Source organism: Pantoea deleyi, from assembly GCF_022647325.1.
GTDB lineage: Bacteria > Pseudomonadota > Gammaproteobacteria > Enterobacterales > Enterobacteriaceae > Pantoea > Pantoea deleyi.
In genome coordinates this window covers 2,045,447-2,063,968 of sequence record NZ_CP071405.1, presented here as the reverse complement: position 1 = coordinate 2,063,968, position 18,522 = coordinate 2,045,447, and the positions used below count along the sequence as shown (strand labels likewise).

The 18,522-nt window shown below is 59.7% G+C and carries 21 protein-coding genes; 15 read left to right on the top strand and 6 right to left on the bottom strand.

The genetic code is table 11. The features are described from left to right. The first annotated feature begins 6 nt into the window (after positions 1-6). From J1C59_RS09695 to psrA, 8 genes are all read left to right on the top strand, one after another. Positions 7-321 (top strand): PTS sugar transporter subunit IIB, encoded by a 315-nt coding sequence (locus J1C59_RS09695; RefSeq protein ID WP_128086730.1) that lies wholly within the window; start codon positions 7-9, stop codon positions 319-321. Next, a complete protein-coding gene (locus J1C59_RS09690; protein WP_140917227.1) occupies positions 314-1,681 on the top strand; it encodes a PTS sugar transporter subunit IIC in 1,368 nt (455 codons plus the stop codon). Before J1C59_RS09695 ends, J1C59_RS09690 begins: the two co-directional genes overlap by 8 nt. Next, positions 1,668-2,510, top strand: coding sequence for a class II fructose-bisphosphate aldolase (locus tag J1C59_RS09685; protein WP_128086728.1), 843 nt, complete (start codon positions 1,668-1,670; stop codon positions 2,508-2,510). The genes J1C59_RS09690 and J1C59_RS09685 overlap by 14 nt, the downstream gene beginning before the upstream one ends. A 78-nt stretch (positions 2,511-2,588) precedes the next feature. Beyond that, positions 2,589-2,858 (top strand): hypothetical protein, encoded by a 270-nt coding sequence (locus tag J1C59_RS09680; protein ID WP_128086727.1) that lies wholly within the window; start codon positions 2,589-2,591, stop codon positions 2,856-2,858. Between the two features lie 9 nt (positions 2,859-2,867). After that, positions 2,868-3,305 carry a PTS sugar transporter subunit IIA gene (locus J1C59_RS09675; protein ID WP_128086726.1) on the top strand — a complete coding sequence of 146 codons (438 nt, stop codon included), beginning with the start codon at positions 2,868-2,870 and terminating at the stop codon, positions 3,303-3,305. After that, positions 3,302-3,925: a P-loop nucleotide/nucleoside kinase family protein gene (locus J1C59_RS09670; RefSeq protein WP_140917228.1), complete on the top strand. Its 624-nt coding sequence runs from the start codon at positions 3,302-3,304 to the stop codon at positions 3,923-3,925. The genes J1C59_RS09675 and J1C59_RS09670 overlap by 4 nt, the downstream gene beginning before the upstream one ends. Beyond that, a complete protein-coding gene (locus tag J1C59_RS09665; RefSeq protein ID WP_140917229.1) occupies positions 3,894-4,325 on the top strand; it encodes a thiol-disulfide oxidoreductase DCC family protein in 432 nt (143 codons plus the stop codon). Before J1C59_RS09670 ends, J1C59_RS09665 begins: the two co-directional genes overlap by 32 nt. A 139-nt stretch (positions 4,326-4,464) precedes the next feature. Then, complete coding sequence (psrA, locus tag J1C59_RS09660) at positions 4,465-5,364, top strand: L-proline-binding transcription factor PsrA (protein WP_128086462.1); 900 nt, start codon at positions 4,465-4,467, stop codon at positions 5,362-5,364. Here the strand turns inward: psrA and J1C59_RS09655 are convergent. The 4 genes from J1C59_RS09655 to J1C59_RS09640 all read right to left on the bottom strand — a co-directional run bounded on the left by J1C59_RS09655 (position 5,339) and on the right by J1C59_RS09640 (position 8,871). After that, positions 5,339-6,154 (bottom strand): substrate-binding domain-containing protein, encoded by an 816-nt coding sequence (locus tag J1C59_RS09655; protein ID WP_422615474.1) that lies wholly within the window; start codon positions 6,152-6,154, stop codon positions 5,339-5,341. The two genes, psrA and J1C59_RS09655, sit on opposite strands and share 26 nt — an antisense overlap. A gap of 3 nt (positions 6,155-6,157) precedes the next feature. Next, complete coding sequence (tcuC, locus tag J1C59_RS09650; protein WP_208721874.1) at positions 6,158-7,465, bottom strand: MFS transporter; 1,308 nt, start codon at positions 7,463-7,465, stop codon at positions 6,158-6,160. Between the two features lie 576 nt (positions 7,466-8,041). Then, complete coding sequence (locus J1C59_RS09645) at positions 8,042-8,278, bottom strand: hypothetical protein (protein WP_140917231.1); 237 nt, start codon at positions 8,276-8,278, stop codon at positions 8,042-8,044. A gap of 263 nt (positions 8,279-8,541) precedes the next feature. After that, positions 8,542-8,871: a cupin domain-containing protein gene (locus tag J1C59_RS09640; RefSeq protein WP_128086465.1), complete on the bottom strand. Its 330-nt coding sequence runs from the start codon at positions 8,869-8,871 to the stop codon at positions 8,542-8,544. A 139-nt stretch (positions 8,872-9,010) separates the two neighbouring features. On the opposite strand from J1C59_RS09640, the gene J1C59_RS09635 reads away from it, so the two are divergent. From J1C59_RS09635 to J1C59_RS09615, 5 genes are all read left to right on the top strand, one after another. Continuing rightward, the gene (locus tag J1C59_RS09635) at positions 9,011-9,649 is read left to right on the top strand and encodes an RpiB/LacA/LacB family sugar-phosphate isomerase (RefSeq protein ID WP_128086466.1); all 639 of its coding nucleotides are present in this window, start codon (positions 9,011-9,013) and stop codon (positions 9,647-9,649) included. A gap of 176 nt (positions 9,650-9,825) precedes the next feature. Further along, a complete protein-coding gene (locus tag J1C59_RS09630; RefSeq protein ID WP_128086467.1) occupies positions 9,826-10,941 on the top strand; it encodes an ABC transporter substrate-binding protein in 1,116 nt (371 codons plus the stop codon). Positions 10,942-11,105: 164 nt separating this feature from the next. Further along, positions 11,106-11,513 carry a DUF2231 domain-containing protein gene (locus J1C59_RS09625; RefSeq protein ID WP_111140357.1) on the top strand — a complete coding sequence of 136 codons (408 nt, stop codon included), beginning with the start codon at positions 11,106-11,108 and terminating at the stop codon, positions 11,511-11,513. A gap of 12 nt (positions 11,514-11,525) precedes the next feature. Beyond that, on the top strand, positions 11,526-12,827 hold the full coding sequence (locus tag J1C59_RS09620; RefSeq protein WP_128086468.1) for a PQQ-dependent sugar dehydrogenase: 1,302 nt from the start codon (positions 11,526-11,528) through the stop codon (positions 12,825-12,827). Positions 12,828-13,450: 623 nt separating this feature from the next. Further along, positions 13,451-14,083 carry a DapH/DapD/GlmU-related protein gene (locus tag J1C59_RS09615; RefSeq protein ID WP_140917232.1) on the top strand — a complete coding sequence of 211 codons (633 nt, stop codon included), beginning with the start codon at positions 13,451-13,453 and terminating at the stop codon, positions 14,081-14,083. A gap of 14 nt (positions 14,084-14,097) precedes the next feature. Here J1C59_RS09615 and J1C59_RS09610 read toward each other — a convergent pair whose 3' ends face one another. Further along, on the bottom strand, positions 14,098-14,979 hold the full coding sequence (locus J1C59_RS09610) for an EamA family transporter (protein WP_128086978.1): 882 nt from the start codon (positions 14,977-14,979) through the stop codon (positions 14,098-14,100). After that, complete coding sequence (locus J1C59_RS09605; RefSeq protein WP_140917233.1) at positions 14,976-16,181, bottom strand: MFS transporter; 1,206 nt, start codon at positions 16,179-16,181, stop codon at positions 14,976-14,978. The genes J1C59_RS09610 and J1C59_RS09605 overlap by 4 nt, the downstream gene beginning before the upstream one ends. Before the next feature lie 125 nt (positions 16,182-16,306). Here J1C59_RS09605 and J1C59_RS09600 point away from each other — a divergent pair, with 125 nt between their 5' ends. Further along, the gene (locus tag J1C59_RS09600) at positions 16,307-16,762 is read left to right on the top strand and encodes a winged helix-turn-helix transcriptional regulator (protein WP_111140362.1); all 456 of its coding nucleotides are present in this window, start codon (positions 16,307-16,309) and stop codon (positions 16,760-16,762) included. Between the two features lie 285 nt (positions 16,763-17,047). Then, positions 17,048-18,475 carry a purine-cytosine permease family protein gene (locus tag J1C59_RS09595; protein ID WP_128086826.1) on the top strand — a complete coding sequence of 476 codons (1,428 nt, stop codon included), beginning with the start codon at positions 17,048-17,050 and terminating at the stop codon, positions 18,473-18,475. Positions 18,476-18,522 lie beyond the last annotated feature (47 nt).

Sequence of the window (18,522 nt, the reverse complement as noted above, 5' to 3'; positions counted from 1 at the left end):
AAGACCATGCTGAAAATATTATGTGTCTGTGGTTGTGGATTAGGTTCCAGTTTCGCGATTGAAATGAGCGCGAAGGCCGTATTAAAAAAGCTGGAAATTGACGCGGATATCGATCACACCACCATTTCTGAAGCAAATGCCTTTAAGTCAGACATGATCCTGACGCAGAAAGCCTTTGCCGATGTCTTAAATGCCGACGCCAGTCCGGAACAGATTAAACGGGTCATTATTCTTAACCGGCTCACCGATAAAGCGGAAATAGAGCAGAAGATTCTGGCGTTTTTAAAAGAACATAATCTGAAGGTCGCGGCTCATGAATAGTGTAATCGACTTCCTGGTAAAAGATCTGCTGGGGCAGGCCTCCATTCTGATCGCCTTTATTGCGCTGATCGGGCTGCTGCTGCAAAAAAAATCGGCCGGCAAGGTGATGGAAGGCACCTTTAAAACGCTGCTCGGCTTCTTAATTATGATGGCGGGTATCAATATTATTGTCGGCACGCTGACCTTCCTGAATACGATATTTACCCACGGCTTCGGTATGCGCGGCTACATCACCGATGTTGCCGCCATTGCCGGGCTGGCTAACCGCGAGCTGGGCTCGGAGGTGGCGCTGACGCTGCTGGTGATCTTTATCGTGAATATCGTCATCGCACGGCTGACCCCCTTCAAGTACATCTTCCTCACCGGGCAGGCGCTGCTGTGGATGGCGACGATTGGTGCCGTCATCGGCTACAAAGCCGGACTCACGGGCCTGCCGCTGATCCTGACCGGCGGCCTCTTCGGCGGCATCATGGCCGTCGTGATGCCCGCGCTGGCGCAGCCGGTGGTGCGCCGTATTACCGATTCGGATGATGTGGCGCTGGGACACTTCTGCACCATCGGCTATCTGGTCACGGCGGCGGTTGCGAAAGTCGTCGGCAAAGGATCGCGCTCCACCGAAGATCTCAAACTGCCCGACAATTTTAAGTTTCTGCAGGATACCTATCTGTCGATGGCGCTGGTGATGGTGCCGATGTACCTGATCCCCGCCGTGGCGGCCGGTCCGGCGTTTATTGCGCAGTACAGCAACGGCATGAACTACCTGATGTACGCCTTTATGCAGTCGATTCAGTTCGTGGCCGGGGTGTTTGTGCTCTATAGCGGGGTGCGCCTGCTGCTGAACGAGCTGGTTCCTGCCTTCCGTGGTATCGCCATGCGTGTGGTGCCGGACGCGAAACCGGCGCTGGATTGCCCGGTGATGTTTCCCTATGCGCCAAATGCGGTGATTGTGGGCTTCCTCGCCACTACGCTCGGCTCCATTGTCGGCATGCTGGTCTTCCCGATGTTTGGTCTGGCGATGATCCTGCCCGGCCTGCTGACTAACTTCTTTGCCGGTGGCACCGCCGGGGTCTTCGGCAATGCGATGGGGGGCCGTCGCGGCGCAATGATCGGCGGCTTCGTACACGGCCTCTTTATCACCATTCTGCCCGCCATTCTGGTGCCGATGCTGGAGAGCTACGGCTTCACCGGCGTGACCTTCAGTGACTCCGACGTTATCAGTACCGGCCTGGTGCTTGGCCACGCTTTCCAGAATAACTGGCTGTTCGTCGCGCTCTTTATTGCCTTTGTCACCGCCATCGCCTGGTTCGTTAACGGTAAATCCACCCATCCTCAGGAGGAAAAAATCCATGAAACTTTATAACTTCGCCGAGCTGCTGAAGCTGGCTAAACAGCGTGATTTCAAGGCTGTCGGTTCGTTTAATCTTCACTGTCTTGAGATGCTGCCCGCCTATTTCAAAGCGGCAGAGAAGACCAACAGCCCGTTAATGATTCAGATCTCGACCGGCACCGCGAAGTATCTTGGCCATAAGCTGCTGGTGGATGCCATTAAATCGCTGTCGGAAAGTATGAATGTGCCCGCCTGTCTGCACCTCGATCACTGTTCCGATCTGGCGGCGATTCAGACGGCGATCGACGCCGGATTCAGCTCGGTAATGTATGACGGTTCACATCTGCCGATTGAGGAGAATATCGCCAATACCCGCCGGGTGATTGATATGGCGCGCCCGCACAATGTCTCGGTGGAGGCCGAACTGGGGGCGATTGGCGGCTCGGAAGATGGCCTCTGCGTGGAGATGGACGCCATCGCTTTTACGCCGGTGGAAGATGCACGCCGCTTCGTGGAAGAGACCGGCGTCGATATGCTGGCGATCTCTATCGGCACCGTGCATGGTCTCTACACCGGTAAAGCCCACATTCAGCACCAGCGGCTGGCAGATATCACCGCGGCTACCCACACGCCGCTGGTGCTGCACGGCGGCACCGGGGTCAGCGACGAAGATATGCGCCTGGCCGTCAGCAGCGGGATCGAGAAGGTGAACGTTGGCACCGAGATGAACGTTCAGTGGGTGGCGCGCTGCAAATCCACCTTTGAGAAAGGCAAGGTCAACGACAGCGTGCGCAATTTCCTGGTTCCTGCCAACGATGCTGTCACCGATGTCCTGGTCGAAAAGATGCAGTTATTCCGGTAAGCGCAGACCCGCCGCTGTCCGGTTTTTATCCTCCCTTTACGCTGAGTAACCCCGACAGAGCCGGGGGCAGGAGAGCTTATGTTCGGATTTTTAAAAAAGTCAGCGGCGGTGGACACCGCTGACGAGCAGCAGCAGGATCATCTGGCAGAGATCAGTCGCGAAAAAATCACGCAGCTGGAGCAGCAGCTGGCCAGTAATCCGCGGCACGGCGAAACGCAGAAAGCGCTGATGCTGGAATATAACCGGGCATTGAGTTTATTTGCCAAAAGCCGCCGCTACCGCAATGAAATTGATGGGCTGTTTGTCAAAATCGATGAACTGCGCAACGTGGTTCGCCAGTCGATTTAAGGAGTGCTGATGACGATTAAGCAGTTATTGCAAGAGGCCAATGCCATCCAGATCGGGATTGACGCCACGGACTGGCGTCAGGTTATCGCGCTGGCCGCGGCCCCGCTGGTCAGCGGGGGGTATCTGGCGGCCTCCTATCCTGACGCCGTGATCGCCAATACGCTGACGCATGGCGCCTACTATGTTTTTGAAGAGGGGATCGCGATCCCCCATGCGCGACCGGAAGCCGGGGTCATCCGCGACTGTTTCAGCATGATCCTGCTGAATGAGCCGATCTCGTTTGACGGCAGTGAAAAGGCGGACATTGTGATTATGTTCGGCGCCCGCGACAGCAACGCGCATATCGAAGAGGGGATCCGGGCGATTGTGTCGCTGCTGGAGGATGAGCAGACGCTGGTCAGACTCCGTCAGGCCGGTAGCGTTGCGGAGGTCATCGACATCCTATGACGCTGAAAACTTCCCCTAAACGTGTGGTGCTGGTGAACGGCATTCCGGCGTCGGGCAAAAGCACCCTGACGCACGCGCTGTCGCACCACTTTGGCTGGCCGGTGCTGACGCTCGACAGCCTCAAGGAGCCCTTTATGGCCTGCTTTGCGCCGGTCGACCGCCAGCGTAACCGGCAGCTGGGCTGCGCGGCCTATCAGGCCATCTGGAACATTGTCGGGCAGTCACCGGCCTCGCCCATCTGGCTTATTGATGCCTGGTTTGGCTTCCAGCCGCGCGCGCTGCTGGAGCAGGGCGTGAAACAGGCGGGCGTCGATGAGGTGCTGGAGCTGTGGCTGAAGATCGAGCCGGACGTGGCGGTGGCGCGCTATCAGGCGCGGCTGTCGCAGCGGCAGCCCGGCCATCCGGGGGCGGAATATCTGCCGGAGCTGCACCAGCTGGCGCAACGGGCGCGGCCGATGGCGCTGGGCCCGCTCTATGAGGTCAACGCCTGCGCGCAGGATCACGCGGCTGTCTTTCACTGGCTGCAACAGCAACTCAGCAGAACCCGCTACACTTCAGCTCATCATCTGAAAAGTGAGGCGCTGCAGGATGTCGTCACCCCCCTATCTGCAAACCGGTGAAAGCGCCGTGCTCTATGACGGCGTCTGTAAGCTCTGCAATGGCTGGGTTCAGTTCCTGCTGCGCCACCATCTGGCGCGGCAGGTTCGTTTTGCCTCGGTGCAGAGCGAGCAGGGCAAAGCGCTGCTGCGCTGGGCCGGGCTGCCGGTAGAAAACGTCAGCACCATTGTCTACATTGCCGGTAATCAGCACTGGCTGCGGGCGCAGGCGGTGTTTCGGGTCATGCAGCATCTCCCGGCGCCCTGGCGTGGTCTGGCGGTGCTGCGTCACTTTCCGGATGCCATCAGCAACTTCGCCTATGACCGCATCGCCCTGAACCGCTACAGGCTGTTTGGCCGCTACAGCAGCCAGCACGCCATCACGCCCGATTATCCCGGGCGTTTTCTGCATGAGGTAGAGTGATCGCAACGCTCACTGACGGGTGGCCATGAGCAATGCTGAAATCAATGATATCCTTACTGTTATTGCTTAGATTCCGGCGCGTCATGGCATCGCAGTGACAGGACAGAAACCGGGATGACAGAAAAGGATAAAAGGGACTATGCCGGTCAATTTCGATCTCAACGATCTCTACGCGTTTCGCGCGCTGGTGGAGTTTGGCAACTTCCGTCTGGCGGCGGAATCGATCTGCCTTTCCCAGTCGGCGCTGAGCCGCCGGATAGACAAGCTGGAAACCGCGCTGGGCATCAGGCTCTTTGAGCGAACCACCCGTCGCGTCACGCTGACCCTGAAAGGGCATGCGTTTGCGCAGCGGTCGGACAAGCTGCTGGCCGATTTCGAAGAGGTGATGGCCGATCTCAGTGAGGTGAGTTTAGCCCGAACCGGGCTGATTACCGTGGCCTGCGTGCCGTCCGCCGCCTACTACTTTATGCCCAGCATCATCCGGCTGTTTCAGACGCGCTACCCCAGGGTGCGGGTCAAACTGATCGACAGCAGTGCGGCTAACGTCTATGACGCGGTGATCGGCGGGCAGGCTGACTTCGGTATCAGTTTTTCCGGCCGCTCGCAGCCGGATGTCCACTTTCAGCCGCTGATGGAGGACCCCTATGTGGCCGCCTGTCGCCGCGATCATCCCATCGCAAACAAAAAGAGTCTGAGCTGGCGGGAGTTCTATCAGTCAGAGTGGATCGGGCTGGATAAAACCTCCGGCAACCGCAACCTGCTGGATCAGGCGTTGCAGGCGATCATGCCAGAGAGGCCCTGTGTCTGTGAAACCCGGCACGTCACGACCATGCTGGGGATGGTAGAGGCGGGGCTGGGCATTGCTGCCGTCCCCGCCATGTCGATGCCGGAATACGATCACGCCCTGCTGATGGCCGTTCCGCTCACTGACCCACAGGTAAAACGCACCGTGGGTCTGCTGCGTAAAAATGGCCGGACGCTCTCCCATATCGCCAGCGAACTGGAGAACCTGATTATTGAACAGTATCAGCGTCTTTAACCGGGGTGGTCGCTTTCACGCTGTGCAGCCCGCTGTCATGCACCGCCTGCTGAGCCTCCGGCGAGGCGAGCCAGTGTAACAGCTTCGCCGCTTCGTCCGGCTGAGCCGACTGGCGCACCACGGCACCGGCGAAGCGGGTGGTGTACTGCACCTTGTCCGGCAGCTCACCGATAAAGGTCACGCCCTGAACCGGCAGCAGTTCGCTCACCTGCTGAAAACCGATGGCATATTTCCCGGCAGCGACTTCGGAGGCCACCGGGATACGCTCAACCTTCACCGCCTTCGCGCTGACCTGATCCGCAATCCCCAGACGGCTGAACAGCTGGCTGCTGACATATCTGCCGCTGGCGCTGTCGGAATAGGCGATAGACTGCGCCTTCAGCAGGGTCGCGCGCAGCTCGCGTTCAGTGCCGATCTTCACCGGCGGTGCCCCCTTCTTAATCACCGCACCGATCCGGGAGTCGGCGAGTTCAACCCGTGAGCCTGGCAGCGTCTTTCCCTGCTTTTGCAGCTCCTCCAGCGCATCGCCGACCATGATCACCACATCAGCCGGTTCACCGCGCGCCAGTCGCGCCGGGATCGCCTGTGGCGTCCTGCCCATCGACGGCCCGGCCACCGTGTTAATGGTGATCCCCTCCTGGCGGGCAAAGCGGGGCGACAGGGTATCCCACGCCGCTTTAAACCCGCCGGAGATCATCACCGTCAGCTCCCTGGCCTGCGCCGGGACGCTGCCTGCCACGCTGGTCAGCAGGGCGGCGTATAACGCAATCTTTTTCAGTTTCATCATCATTCCTTAGCTCACCGTTTCATGGGCAGGCGATACGACACTGCGGGTACGACGATAGAGATAGAGTGTGGCGCCCAGGGCACAGACAGCCGCAAAGCTCATCCAGTAGCCCGGCGAAGCTTTGTCGCCGGTCAGTTCGATCAGACCGGTCGACATCACCGGCGTAAAGCCGCCAAACAGCGCCGTCGCCAGGCTGTAGGCCAGCGAGAATCCAGCCACGCGCACTTCCGCTGGCATGATTTCGGTCAGCGCCGGGATCATCGCGCCGTTGTAGAGGCCGTAGATCATCGACAGCCACAGCAGTACGCCCAGCATCATCGAGAAGCCCGGCGCGGCCGCCAGCAGGCTCAGCGCCGGATAGCTGGTCGCCATCGCCAGCAGGGTCATGGCCACCAGAACAGGCTTACGGCCAAAACGGTCGGAGAGTGCGCCACCAATCGGCAGCCAGATAAAGTTTGAAACCGCCACCAGCAGCGTAACCAGCAGGCTGTCCGAGGCGCTGAGCAGCAGCACCTTTTTGCCAAAGGTCGGGGCGTACACCGTAATCAGATAGAACGCGGTGGTGGTCATCGCGACCATCAGCATTCCGGCGATCACGACCTGCCAGTTGTTCAGCAGGATGCGGAAGACCTGACGCACCTCAGGATGGCTGCGGCGATTGTTAAACTCCTGCGTCTCTTCCAGCTTGCGACGCAGCACGAAAATAAAGGGCACAATCAGGCAGCCAAACAGGAACGGAATACGCCAGCCCCATTCACGGATGGCACTTTCTGCCAGCACGGCGTTGAGGATAAAGCCCATCGCCGCCGCCACCATGATCGCGACCTGCTGACTGCCCGACTGCCAGCTGGTATAGAACCCTTTACGACCGGGCGTGGCGATCTCGGCCAGGTAGACGGAGACGCCGCCCAGCTCCGCACCGGCGGAGAAGCCCTGCAGTAAGCGGCCGATCAGCACCAGCAGCGGCGCCCACAGGCCGATGCTCTGGTAAGAGGGGATCAGCACGATCATAAAGGTGCCCGCCGCCATGATAGAGAGCGTCACGATCAGCCCTTTGCGACGGCCGACTTTATCGATGTAGGCCCCCAGTACCACGGCACCAATCGGCCGCATCAGGAAGCCCGCCCCGAACACGGCAAAGGTCATCATCAGTGACGCGAACTCACTGCTGGCCGGGAAGAAGGTATGTGCGATATAGGTGGCATAGAAACCGAACAGGAAGAAATCGAACTGTTCGAGGAAATTGCCTGAGGTCACACGGAAAATGGCGCCAATCCTGGCGCGATGGGTCATGGGTGAGGTCGTCTGCATCAGTAACTCCAGTAAGGTATGACGCTTTTAGCCGCGCCTGTTGCTGAAGAGTGGATCAGCGTCCGCAGCTAAATAAGTGCAAAAAGAGCATTGATTGATGTTCCGGATGCATGATTCCCGGGCGGTACCATTAAAAATAGAGGTGATTCAGCGGGTTACGCCGGGACGGGTTTTGTCCGGATTTGTAAACTGTGTTGAGATGAGTTTGCGGAAATGTGACAGGATTCATAAGCGACTTGTGCACTGACGGGGCGGATCGATCGCCCTGCCTGACGGATCGCTGTTGACCCGAAGCGGGCAGACACGGGCGCGGTTACCGGATGCGATAGCGGAGAAACCGCCTGTTCCTGAGAGCCGTCAGGAGATGCGAACTGAGTCAGACGGGCGTCACACGCACGGGCCTGCCGGCACGCGGTGAGGGCACTCGCGGTGGGCGCATCAGGGCCGCAAACGGCAGAATTACAAACGGATTGAGGACTAAGAAAGGGGCCACGTCTGAACAGCAGCCGGTTCAGACGTGAAGAGGGGAAAACCCTGATGCCGTCAGGGCGAAGATTCGCCACGGGGAGAAAGCACGCATTATTTTGCCATCAGCATGGTCAGCAGTTCCCGGCAGCAGGCCTCTTCTTCAGCGCTGTCCGCCGAGGCCAGATAGCGCAGCAGCTCCATGCAGCTCTTCTCCTTACCCGCTTCCAGTAACTCTTCGATCAGAAAATTCATTTTCTCCTGCTCAGACGCCGCATAGGAGGAGCTGAACTCATTTTTCACCGGGACGGTGTGATTCCCCGGCAGGGTCAGGGTGTTCTGCATTGGCATATTTTTATCCTTTTTTGGATTAAAAAACGTACTGGTGTTGCTATTAAACTTATACAGCGATCCCTGTTTTGTACAGAAATCTGCTGAATTGATTTTCAGGCTGACGCGAAGCGCAGCGCGGGCTGGCGGTAAATCCCTGCTTATCATTCAGTTAGCGCAGAGGCGCCATTCATAAATTTTTTGCGGTTTTCAATGCGGCGGGGCGGCGGGATAAAACTGACGCTGGCAGGAGAGGAAAATGGCGGCCCGATGAGCCGCTTCGTTCAGGGTGTGGAGAGAAAATCTTCCCGCTGCGGAGTGAAGGTATCCAGCAGCACGCCAGCCTCCAGACAGACACAGCCATGCACCACATCCGGCGCTTTATAGAGCGTGTCCCCGGCGCCGACTTCACGCGTTTCGCCGTGGATAGTGAAGGCGAAACGGCCGCTGAGAACGTACGTCAGCTGCTCATGGGGATGATGATGCAGTGGGCCGATCGCCCCGGTTGCAAAGGTCACTTCGACCGCCATCAGGTTGCCGCCATGCGCCAGTATCCGGCGGGTCACCCCCTGGCCGAGGTCATCGATCGGCTGCGCGTGATGATAGGTAAACATTCTGAACCTCCTGTGATGGCCGGGCGCGCGGTGGTCAAATTGTGATGACACTCACAGCGCGCGGCCGAATTAGTCCATGCACTTTAATCGCTTTTCATTAAAATGAAACAGTGTTTCAATTAATTTATGAGGGCAGATCATGAAAATCGCATTAATGATGGAAAACAGCCAGGCCGCCAAAAACGCCATCGTGCTGAAGGAGCTGGAAGGCGTCGTGCAGCCGCTGGGGCATCAGGTCTTCAACGTCGGCATGCGCGATGAGCAGGATCACGCGCTGACCTATATTCATCTCGGCATTCAGGCCAGCGTGCTGCTGAACAGCCAGGCCGTGGACTTTGTGGTCGCGGGGTGCGGCACCGGGCAGGGTGCGCTGATGTCGCTGAACCTGCATCCGGGCGTGGTGTGCGGCTACTGCATCGATCCGGCGGACGCTTATCTGTTTGCGCAGATCAACAACGGCAACGCGCTCTCCTTGCCCTTCGCCAAAGGCTTTGGCTGGGGCGCAGAACTGAACCTGCGCTTTATCTTCGAAAAAGCCTTTACCGGCGAAAAAGGGCACGGTTATCCGCCGGAGCGTAAAGAGCCGCAGGTGCGCAATGCCGGTCTGCTGAATCAGGTTAAAGCCGCCATGCTGAAAGAGAACTACCTCGACACCCTGCGCGCGCTCGATCCCGAACTGGTGCGGACCGCCGTCAGCGGCCCGCGTTTTCAGCAGTGCCTGTCTGAGCAGGGTAAAAATCAGGAGATCATCGCCTTTGTGCGTCAGCTGACGCACTGACGGCTGCCCTGAGCGGAGGCCGGCGCGACCGGCCTTTATTCGTCCTTCCCGCCCGCCCGGCGCCCGCCGGTGCCGCAAAAACATTTCACCGAATGACTTCCCCTGCCTGCCATTTTAGGTAATAGTACCGCCGCTTTACATTAATAATTCTCATTATCATTTATGTGGGTTTGACGATGAAAAAATGGTTTTTAGCGCTGGGGATGCTCGCGCTGGCAGGGACGGCTTCGGCCCGGATGATCACTGACGTCGCAGGCCGTCAGGTCGAGGTGCCACAGGAAGCAAAACGCATCATTCTGGGTGAGGGGCGTCAGATCTACCTGCTGGCCGCGTTTGACACGGATGCGCCGTTCAGCCGGGTCATTGGCTGGCGTGATGACCTGCCGAAAGCGGACTGGGATGGCTATCAGGCCTATGAGAAACGCTACCCGGAAATCAAAAAATTACCGACCTTTGGCGGTGCGAAAGATGGCACTTTCAACGTTGAGCAGGCGTTAACCCTGAAGCCCGACCTGGTGCTGATGAACCTGGAGTCGAAGGCCGCCACGGATGAGGGCAAGCTGATCGAAAAACTGCAGGCCGTGGGCGTGCCGGTGGTGTTCATCGACTTCCGCGAAGCGCCGTTTGTGAACGCAGAGAAAAGCATCCGCATCATGGGCGAACTGGTGAACAAACCGGCGCGTGCTCAGGCGATCATCGCCTTCCGTCAGCAGCAGATTGAGCGGGTCACTTCACGCCTGAAAAACTTCACCGGCTATCGTCCGAAAGTGATGATCGACCGTGCGGGCGGCTACAGCGATGAGTGCTGCATGTCCTTTGGCAGTGAGAACTTCGGCCAGATGGTGGAGATTGCGGGCGGTCGCAACATCGCGAAAGGCGTGATCCCGGGCACCTTCGGCACCCTGAACCCGGAGCAGATCATCGCCAGCCAGCCGGATGTGGTGGTGGTGACCGGCGCGAACTGGAAAAACTACAACACCGTGGGCAAATGGGTTGGCGTCGGTCCGGGGGCGAATGTCACCGAAGCCACGGCGCGCCTTAAAGCGCTGATGACGCGCGATGCGTTCAAAACCCTGCCGGTGGCGCACAATGGCCATGTCCACGCCATCTGGCATCAGTTCTACGACAGCCCTTATCAGTTTGTCGCGATTCAGGCGCTGGCGAAATGGCTGCATCCCGATCTCTTTGCCGATCTCGATCCGGATGCCACCTTCCGCGAGTTCCATGAGAAGTTCCTGCCGCTGCCTTATCAGCCGGGATACTGGGTCACGCTGCCTGCCGACAAGCCCTGACCGCGCGGGATGACAGGGACGTCATCCGCCTGATGTGCAATTCCTCCTGAATAAACCCTCTGTTTCTCTTCAGATTTACTAATCTTTTACAGGCGCGGGGTCGGTTGCTGTCAGCAGCGCGACGTCTGACCTGGTCCGCATTCACGTAACCAATGGAGAGAAACATGCGCAATACCCTGGGACGATCGGCGTTTGCCGTGACGCTTTATGCTCTGCTGGAGCCGGTACCGCTGGGCTTTTTTGTCGCGGCCTGGCTGTTCGATATTCTCTACATGCAGACCTTTGTGCTGTTCTGGACAGATGCCGCAGGCTGGCTGATTGCGCTGGGGCTGATCCTGGCTATCGTGCCGCGCATCATCGCCCTGGTCTATCTGTTCCGCGGCAGCGACAGCGCAGAAAAGGGCCATTTCTGGCTCTGGCTGGTCGCGATCGTCATCGCCATCGTCAATGCGTTTATTCATAGCCGTGATGCGGCCGCGGTCATTCCGCTGGGCGTTACGCTTTCGACGCTGGTGGTAGCGCTGCTGCTGCTGGCGAATGTGCAACTTGCGTTACGCCACCGTAGCGCTTAAGGAGGAGCCATCATGAAGAGAACGCATAAAACGCTGCTGGCGCTGTCTGTGACGGCCCTGCTGGCAGGCTGCGATCAGGGCGCGCAGGTCGATCCACAGAAACAGATTGGTGCCAATCCCGAACTGCCGCAGGCGCGCAATTTCTTTATGCCGCCGATGCAGGTGCCGGAAGGCACGCCCTGGAAAGCGGGCGAAATGCCAGAAGTGGCGCAGGGGCTGAAAATCGAGAAGATTGCGGAGAATCTGCAGCATCCGCGTCAGGTTTACGTGCTGCCGAATAACGATGTGCTGGTGGCGGAATCGAATGGCCCGCCCAAGCCGACCACCCGGCCGAAACAGCTGATCATGGGTATCGTGCAGAAAGCCTCCGGCAAGGGCGGCGCAGGCGGTAACCGCATCACGCTGCTGCGCAACGTAAACGGCAAATGGGAACAGCATCGCTTCATCGAGAATCTTCACTCGCCGTTCGGGATGCAGCTGATCGGCAACACGCTCTACGTGGCGAATGCTGACAGCCTGGTGAAATTCCCCTATCGCGAAGGCGACACCGAGATCCGCACCGCGCCGGAAGAGGTGACGGAACTGCCGGGCGGGCCGATTAACCACCACTGGACCAAGGCGCTGTTAGCCAGCCCCGATGGCAGCAAGCTTTATGTCGGAGTCGGCTCCAACAGTAACGTGACCGAGAACGGCATCGGCGCAGAGTATCGCCGTGCCGCGGTGCTGGAAGTTGACGCGGCCAGCGGCGCCAGCCGGATCTACGCCAGTGGGTTACGCAATCCCACCGGTCTGCAGTGGGAGCCGCAGAGCGGTAAGCTCTGGGCGGTGGTCAACGAGCGCGACGAGATCGGCTCCGATCTGGTGCCTGACTATATGACCTCGGTGGAGGAGAAAGGCTTCTACGGCTGGCCTTACAGCTACTTTGGTCAGCATGTCGATACCCGCGCGGAACCGCAGCGTCCCGATCTGGTGGAGAAAGCGATCAAGCCTGACTATGCGCTGAGTTCGCACGTTGCGCCGCTGGGCCTGCTGTTCTACGGGGCGGATAACATGCCGCAGTATAAGGGCGGCGCGTTTATCAGCGAGCATGGCAGCTGGAACCGCACGCCGCTGAATGGCTACAAGGTCATCTGGGTGAAATTTGAAAACGGTAAGCCGGTGGGTGAGCCGCAGACGGTGGTCTCTGGCTTCCTGACGGAAGATGAAAAACAGGTCCGCGGTCTGCCGGTCGGCCTGGCCAGCGATAAACAGGGCGGGGTACTGATCGCAGACGATGCGGGCAATACCGTGTGGCGGATCAGCGCCGCCAACTAGCCTCTGCCCACTGGGCGGAAGAGCAGGCATAAAAAAAGGATTTGGCGCGATGCCAAATCCTTTATTTTTTTGTCTGCCAGCCCGGCGGGTAACCGCGTGGCAGACGAGGTGCTCAGCACTCTCCACAAAAGAGAGTGTAAAATGTGCGGCTAAGGATTTCAAGTTTCGCCATTATGCTGTATGTTTATACAGGTGTTGGGCGTTGGGTATCGCCTCATGGTGGACTGGCCGCTCCCAGGGGCAGGTTTTTAAAATCCCGGCAGGCATCAGGTGGTGCTGGCCTGTGGCTTTAACCATGAGTGCCGCTCAGCCCTCTCCACAAGATGTGCTCAGGCGCCCGGCGGGTAGAGTCAAAGCCCTGGTTGCCGAAAAGCGCGCTCCTGAAAAAGGAGAAGGAAAGTGATGGAACTGACTAAGCTGATTCTGGATCTGATCCGGGTCATCTTGCAGATCATCGTTGCCCTTATGCAACTGACCGGTCAGGCAGGTTAACCGGAACTTGAAACAAGGCGGAGCTAACCACTCCGCCTTTTTTCTTTGTCAATTCTCTGTCATCAGAAGCGGATAAGGTGGTGCGGCAAAAGCACGTCGCAGGGGATGTGCTTATCCGGATTGGGAATGCTATGTCCATTGTTGCCGTTATGCCTGCCCCCTTAGCCCACACCAGGATCGACGAGAGTGTGCGGATGCGGGAAACCACCGTGGGTCAGCAGTGTGAAATCCTGGCGCACAGCCTGCTGGAATACAGCGAGCTGGGCGATTTCTCCTATGTCGGCGAGCACTGCTGCCTGGCCGACACCCAGGTAGGGCGCTTCTGCGCTATCGCCAACCAGGTGCGCCTTGGCGCGCCGAACCATCCGATGGATCGCGCCTCTCAGCATCGCTTCACCTACTGCCCGGAGTATTACCATCCCGACGCCCGCCGCGATCGGCCCTTCTTTGCGGCCCGCCGGGCCGATCGGGTGATCATCGGTCATGACGTCTGGATCGGGCATGGCGTGATCGTGCTGCCTGGCGTCACCGTCGGTGATGGGGCGGTGCTGGCCGCGGGCGCGGTGGTGACCCGCGACGTCGCGCCCTACAGCGTGGTGGGCGGCGTTCCGGCCCGGCCGCTGCGGATGCGGTTTTCGCCCGCCATTGCCGCCCGTCTGCAGCGTATCGCCTGGTGGAACTGGCCGCTGGAGAAGCTGATGGCAAATCTGGCCGACTTTCAGAACGACGACATTGAGGCGTTCTGTCAGCGGCACGCGGTATAGCCTCTGAGGCGTCATCAGACGCGCAGGCCGATGCGGCGCGCCAGTCGCGGCCCATAGAGCCCCACGGCCAGTCCGGTCACGATCAGCAACAGCGCAGCGATTTTCTGCGTGGAAAGCGTTTCGCCAAAGATCGCCACCGAACCCAGAATGCCAAAAACGGGCACCAGCAGCGACAGGGGCGCAACCGTGGAGACCGGGTAGCGCTTCAGCAAGCCGTTCCACACCCAGTAGCCCAGCAGGGTATTGGGATAGGCCTGGAACAGAATAGAGAGCAGGGCGAGGCTGTCGGCGTGGCTGTGCAGCGCCCGATAGCCCGCCATGCCGTTGACCACTCCATCCAGCAGAAAGAGCGGCAGGGGCGCAAAGGCGGATGACCAGACCAGAAACGCAAACACCTGCCGGGTGCCCGCTCTCTTGCTGATGATGTTGGCCACGCTCCAGGCTATCGCTCCCGCCAGCACCAGCAGCACGCCGGAGATCGTCACCGAGCCATCGGTGATGAAAAATATCGACAGCAGTCCGGCGCAGGCGATGAACCCACCGGCGATCTGAGAGCGGCTCAGGCGTTCGCGAAAGACCAGGCTGCCGAGCAGCAGGGTAAAGAAGGCACTGAACTGCAACAGCAGCGAAGCGATGCCCGCCGACAGCCCGGCCTGAATCCCCAGGTTCACCAGCCCCCAGAGGCCGATCCCGAACACCAGCCCATAGCCGATCAGGTAGCGCCACGGCACGTCCGGTTTTTTGATAAAGAGTATCGCGGGCAGAGCGCAGAGCGTGAAGCGGATCCCAGCCAGCAGAAAGGGATCGACCGCGTGCAACCCCAGCTTAATCACCGAGAAGTTCACGCCCCAGATGGCCGTGATGAGCACGGCGAGCAGCAGATGAGAGAGTTTCATGCGTGACGGGTTCCTGACCAGTAGAGAAAGGCGGCAGCACTGACGGCGGCCCCGCCAGCGCAGACACCATACCATCCGCAGTGTGCATACAGCTGGGTGGCGGCAAGGGCACCCAGCGCACTGCCGAGGGAGTAAAAGCACATGTAGGCACCGACCAGCCAGCTCGCCGCATCCGGCCGGGCCGCCACGATCAGGCTCTGGTTGATGACATGAACCGTCTGGATCGCGAAGTCGAGCAGGATCACCCCGACCACCATCAGCAGCAGCGAATGCGGCAGCGCGGCAACGGGCAGCCAGGCGAACGTCAGCAGCGCCAGTGCAAAGCCGGTGGCGCGCTGGCCCCGTCCCTGGTCAGCCCAGGCGCCCGCGCTGGCGGCCGCCAGCGCACCGGCCAGCCCCGCCAGGCCAAACAGGCCGATCTGAGTCTGCGACAGCGCCATTGTTGTCAGCGGCAGCGCCATGGAAGACCAGAGCATGCTGAAGGCGGCAAAGATCAGCAGAGCGAGGATCCCCCGGCTGCGCAGGCGGGGTTCTGTGCGAAAAAGCAGGAGAACCGACAGCAGGCGCTGCGGCCAGGCCGGTCGCTGCGCCTGACCGGCGGAGGCGGGCAGCACCTTCGCCAGGACCCCGGCGATCAGCAGTAACAGACAGGCGGCCGTAAAGTAGACCGCGCGCCAGCCTGCCAGATCCGCGATCGTCCCCGAAACAAACCGCGCCAGCAGGATCCCGATGACGATCCCGCTGGTGACGCTGCCGACCACCTGGCCACGCTGCGCCGGTGACGCCAGCATCGCGGCCCAGGCGACCATCAGTTGCGTGACCACCGCCATTAACCCCACCAGCAGCATCGCTGCGAGCAGCGTGAACAGGCCGGAGGCGCAGGCCGCTGCGGTCAGCGCCAGCGCGGAAAGCAGCAGCTGGGCAATCACCAGTTTTTTGCGGTTCACGCAGTCACCCAGCGGCACCAGAAGGAGCAATCCCAGGGCATAACCGATCTGCGTGGCCGTCACCACCGCGCCAGCGATGCCGGGCGCGATCCGCAGGCTGACGGCGATCGACGCCAGCAACGGCTGCGCCGAGTACACGTTGGCGACCGCCAGCGCCGCAGTAAGCGAGAAGAGAAAAATCATCCGGGGTGAAAGCACCGGCGTTGCGGGGGCCGGTGGTCCGGCATCCCCGCGCCTGGAGGTCGTTGAGATCATGGTCTGGCCTTCGGGTTTTTATTTGAAACTGGATTGGCCATATCATTAACCGGGATGGTTTTTTTTTGCAACTTCTTTTCGGAGGGGCTAAGCTGGCACGGTTAACGGAGAAAGTGAGAGAAGAGATGGCGAAGCAGGAATCCCTGAGAACCAGCGAGTGTCCGGTTGCCCGCACCCTGGAGTCGATAGGTGAGCGCTGGTGCATGATGATCGTGCGTGAAGCCTTTGATGACGTCCGCCGGTTTGGTGATTTCCAGCGCAACCTGGGACTGGCGAAAAATATTCTGGCGTCGCGACTGAAGCAGCTGGTCGGGATCGGCGTGCTGGAAATTGCGCCCGCTTCCGATGGCAGCGCCTACCGCGAGTATCTCCTGACCGAAAGAGGCCGGGCACTCTTTCCGGTGGTGGTGGCGATGCGGCAGTGGGGTGAGCGCTATCTGTTTGAGCAGGGCGAGACCCACTCGGTGCTGCTGGATAATGCGGAAGGCAGGCCGCTGCCGCGTCTGGAGGTTTACTCGGCGCAGGGTCAGAAGCTCGAACCCGCCGACTGCCATCGTCAGCGGGTGGTGGCGAAGGGGTAACCCCTGGCGTTCTGACGCCGCCCTTTACCCTGCGGAAAAGACCCGGCCGCCCGCATTGCCGATCGTGCGTGCCTGACGCCGCCCTTTACCCTGCGGAAAAGACCCGGCCGCCCGCATTGCCGATCGTGCGTGCCGGTCTGTCGGTGTCATCACATTTTCCAATGACCGCCTGTCTTGTAACTTCCTGCCGCGCGTGACACTCTCCCTGATTGTATAGACATGTCATCTCAACCGGTCATCCGGCCCTGTTCGTTTTCTCTGACTCACTGCATCAGCGAGGGATCTATGTCGGTCAAATCATCTGCTACAGCGTATCCGGACGCGGCACAACCGCGCCTGTCAGAAACCCGCTCCATCGATTACATTCCGCTGCGCGAACGTCATGGGCATCCTTTCAGCCAGTTCACGCTCTGGTTTGGGGGCAACCTGCAAATCACCGCCATTGTCACCGGGGCGCTGGCTGTGGTACTGGGCGGCGATGTTGTCTGGTCGCTTGTCGGCTTACTGGTGGGGCAGATGATCGGCGCCGCGATCATGTCTTTGCATGCGCTACAGGGCCCGCGCCTGGGCTTACCCCAGATGATCACCAGCCGCATGCAGTTCGGCGTTTACGGTGCGGTCATCCCCCTGGTGCTGGTCTGCATCATGTATGTGGGATTCTCCGCCAGCGGCACGGTACTGGCCGGACAGGCGCTGGCGAAACTGATCTCTGTCAGCAATGCCACCGGGATGATCGTGTTCAGCGCCCTGATCGTGGTGATTGCGGTGATGGGGTATCGCGTGATCCATCAGCTGGGCAAGCTGGCGAGCGTGATTGGCGTGCTGGCCTTCGCGTATCTCTTTATCACGCTCTTTGCCACGCATGACCTGGCAGCCGTCTGGCAGAATCGCCACTTTACCCCGGCAAATTTCCTGCTGGCGGTGTCGCTCTCGTCATCCTGGCAGATCGCCTTTTGCCCCTATGTTTCCGACTACTCGCGCTATCTGCCCGCAGACGTCTCCGCGAAGAAACTGTTCGGTTCGGTGTTTGCCGGAACCGTACTCGGCACCCAGGCCTCGATGACGCTGGGGGTGATTGCCGCCGCGCTGGCCGGAAGTGCCTTCGCCGGTAATGAGGTGGGTTACATCGTTGGTCTGGGCAGTACCGCAGGCATGGCGATGGTGATCTACTTTGCCATCTGCTTCGGGAAGATTACCTTTACCACGCTCAACGCCTACGGAAGTTTTATGTCCCTGACCACCATCGTCTCCGGCTTTCGCCGGCAGACGACGCTGAGCCAGGGCGGGCGCATTCTGTTTGTCATCCTCATGGTCTCCGTGGCCTGCCTGATAGCCCTGCTCAGTGAACCGGCCTTCCTGAAATCCTTTACCCACTTCCTGCTGTTCCTGCTGGCCTTTTTTGTGCCGTGGAGCGCCATCAGCCTGACCGATTTCTATCTGATCACCCGCGGCCGGGTGGACGTTCCGGCGCTGGCCGATCCCGACGGCCGCTATGGCCGCTGGAACGTCGCGGGCATCGCCGTCTACGTTCTGGGGGTGATGGTGCAGTTACCCTTTATCGATAACCCGCTGCATCATGGCTCGCTGACCTGGATTTTTGCCGGAAACGATGTCTCATGGATCGTGGGCTGGCTGGTGACGGCGCTGTTATGGTTCGTTGCCAGCCGCTGGGATCGCCGGGGCAGACCCGAACAGAACAGCCGCGCCCTGTAGCGCAAAAAGCCGCCCGGTGGGCGGCTCAGGTTTCTCACGATAACGCT

Coding starts and splice junctions, on each gene's coding strand:
- J1C59_RS09630 (WP_128086467.1), top strand. CDS start 9,826: ATGAAAAAATGGTTTTTAGCGCTGGGGATGCTCGCGCTGGCAGGGACG.
- psrA (WP_128086462.1), top strand. CDS start 4,465: ATGCCGGTCAATTTCGATCTCAACGATCTCTACGCGTTTCGCGCGCTG.
- J1C59_RS09615 (WP_140917232.1), top strand. CDS start 13,451: ATGTCCATTGTTGCCGTTATGCCTGCCCCCTTAGCCCACACCAGGATC.
- J1C59_RS09640 (WP_128086465.1), bottom strand. CDS start 8,871: ATGTTTACCTATCATCACGCGCAGCCGATCGATGACCTCGGCCAGGGG.
- J1C59_RS09675 (WP_128086726.1), top strand. CDS start 2,868: ATGACGATTAAGCAGTTATTGCAAGAGGCCAATGCCATCCAGATCGGG.
- J1C59_RS09695 (WP_128086730.1), top strand. CDS start 7: ATGCTGAAAATATTATGTGTCTGTGGTTGTGGATTAGGTTCCAGTTTC.
- J1C59_RS09625 (WP_111140357.1), top strand. CDS start 11,106: ATGCGCAATACCCTGGGACGATCGGCGTTTGCCGTGACGCTTTATGCT.
- J1C59_RS09610 (WP_128086978.1), bottom strand. CDS start 14,979: ATGAAACTCTCTCATCTGCTGCTCGCCGTGCTCATCACGGCCATCTGG.
- J1C59_RS09595 (WP_128086826.1), top strand. CDS start 17,048: ATGTCGGTCAAATCATCTGCTACAGCGTATCCGGACGCGGCACAACCG.
- J1C59_RS09685 (WP_128086728.1), top strand. CDS start 1,668: ATGAAACTTTATAACTTCGCCGAGCTGCTGAAGCTGGCTAAACAGCGT.
- J1C59_RS09620 (WP_128086468.1), top strand. CDS start 11,526: ATGAAGAGAACGCATAAAACGCTGCTGGCGCTGTCTGTGACGGCCCTG.
- J1C59_RS09680 (WP_128086727.1), top strand. CDS start 2,589: ATGTTCGGATTTTTAAAAAAGTCAGCGGCGGTGGACACCGCTGACGAG.
- J1C59_RS09670 (WP_140917228.1), top strand. CDS start 3,302: ATGACGCTGAAAACTTCCCCTAAACGTGTGGTGCTGGTGAACGGCATT.
- J1C59_RS09635 (WP_128086466.1), top strand. CDS start 9,011: ATGAAAATCGCATTAATGATGGAAAACAGCCAGGCCGCCAAAAACGCC.
- J1C59_RS09690 (WP_140917227.1), top strand. CDS start 314: ATGAATAGTGTAATCGACTTCCTGGTAAAAGATCTGCTGGGGCAGGCC.
- J1C59_RS09655 (WP_422615474.1), bottom strand. CDS start 6,154: ATGATGATGAAACTGAAAAAGATTGCGTTATACGCCGCCCTGCTGACC.
- J1C59_RS09645 (WP_140917231.1), bottom strand. CDS start 8,278: ATGCCAATGCAGAACACCCTGACCCTGCCGGGGAATCACACCGTCCCG.
- J1C59_RS09600 (WP_111140362.1), top strand. CDS start 16,307: ATGGCGAAGCAGGAATCCCTGAGAACCAGCGAGTGTCCGGTTGCCCGC.
- J1C59_RS09605 (WP_140917233.1), bottom strand. CDS start 16,181: ATGATCTCAACGACCTCCAGGCGCGGGGATGCCGGACCACCGGCCCCC.
- J1C59_RS09665 (WP_140917229.1), top strand. CDS start 3,894: ATGTCGTCACCCCCCTATCTGCAAACCGGTGAAAGCGCCGTGCTCTAT.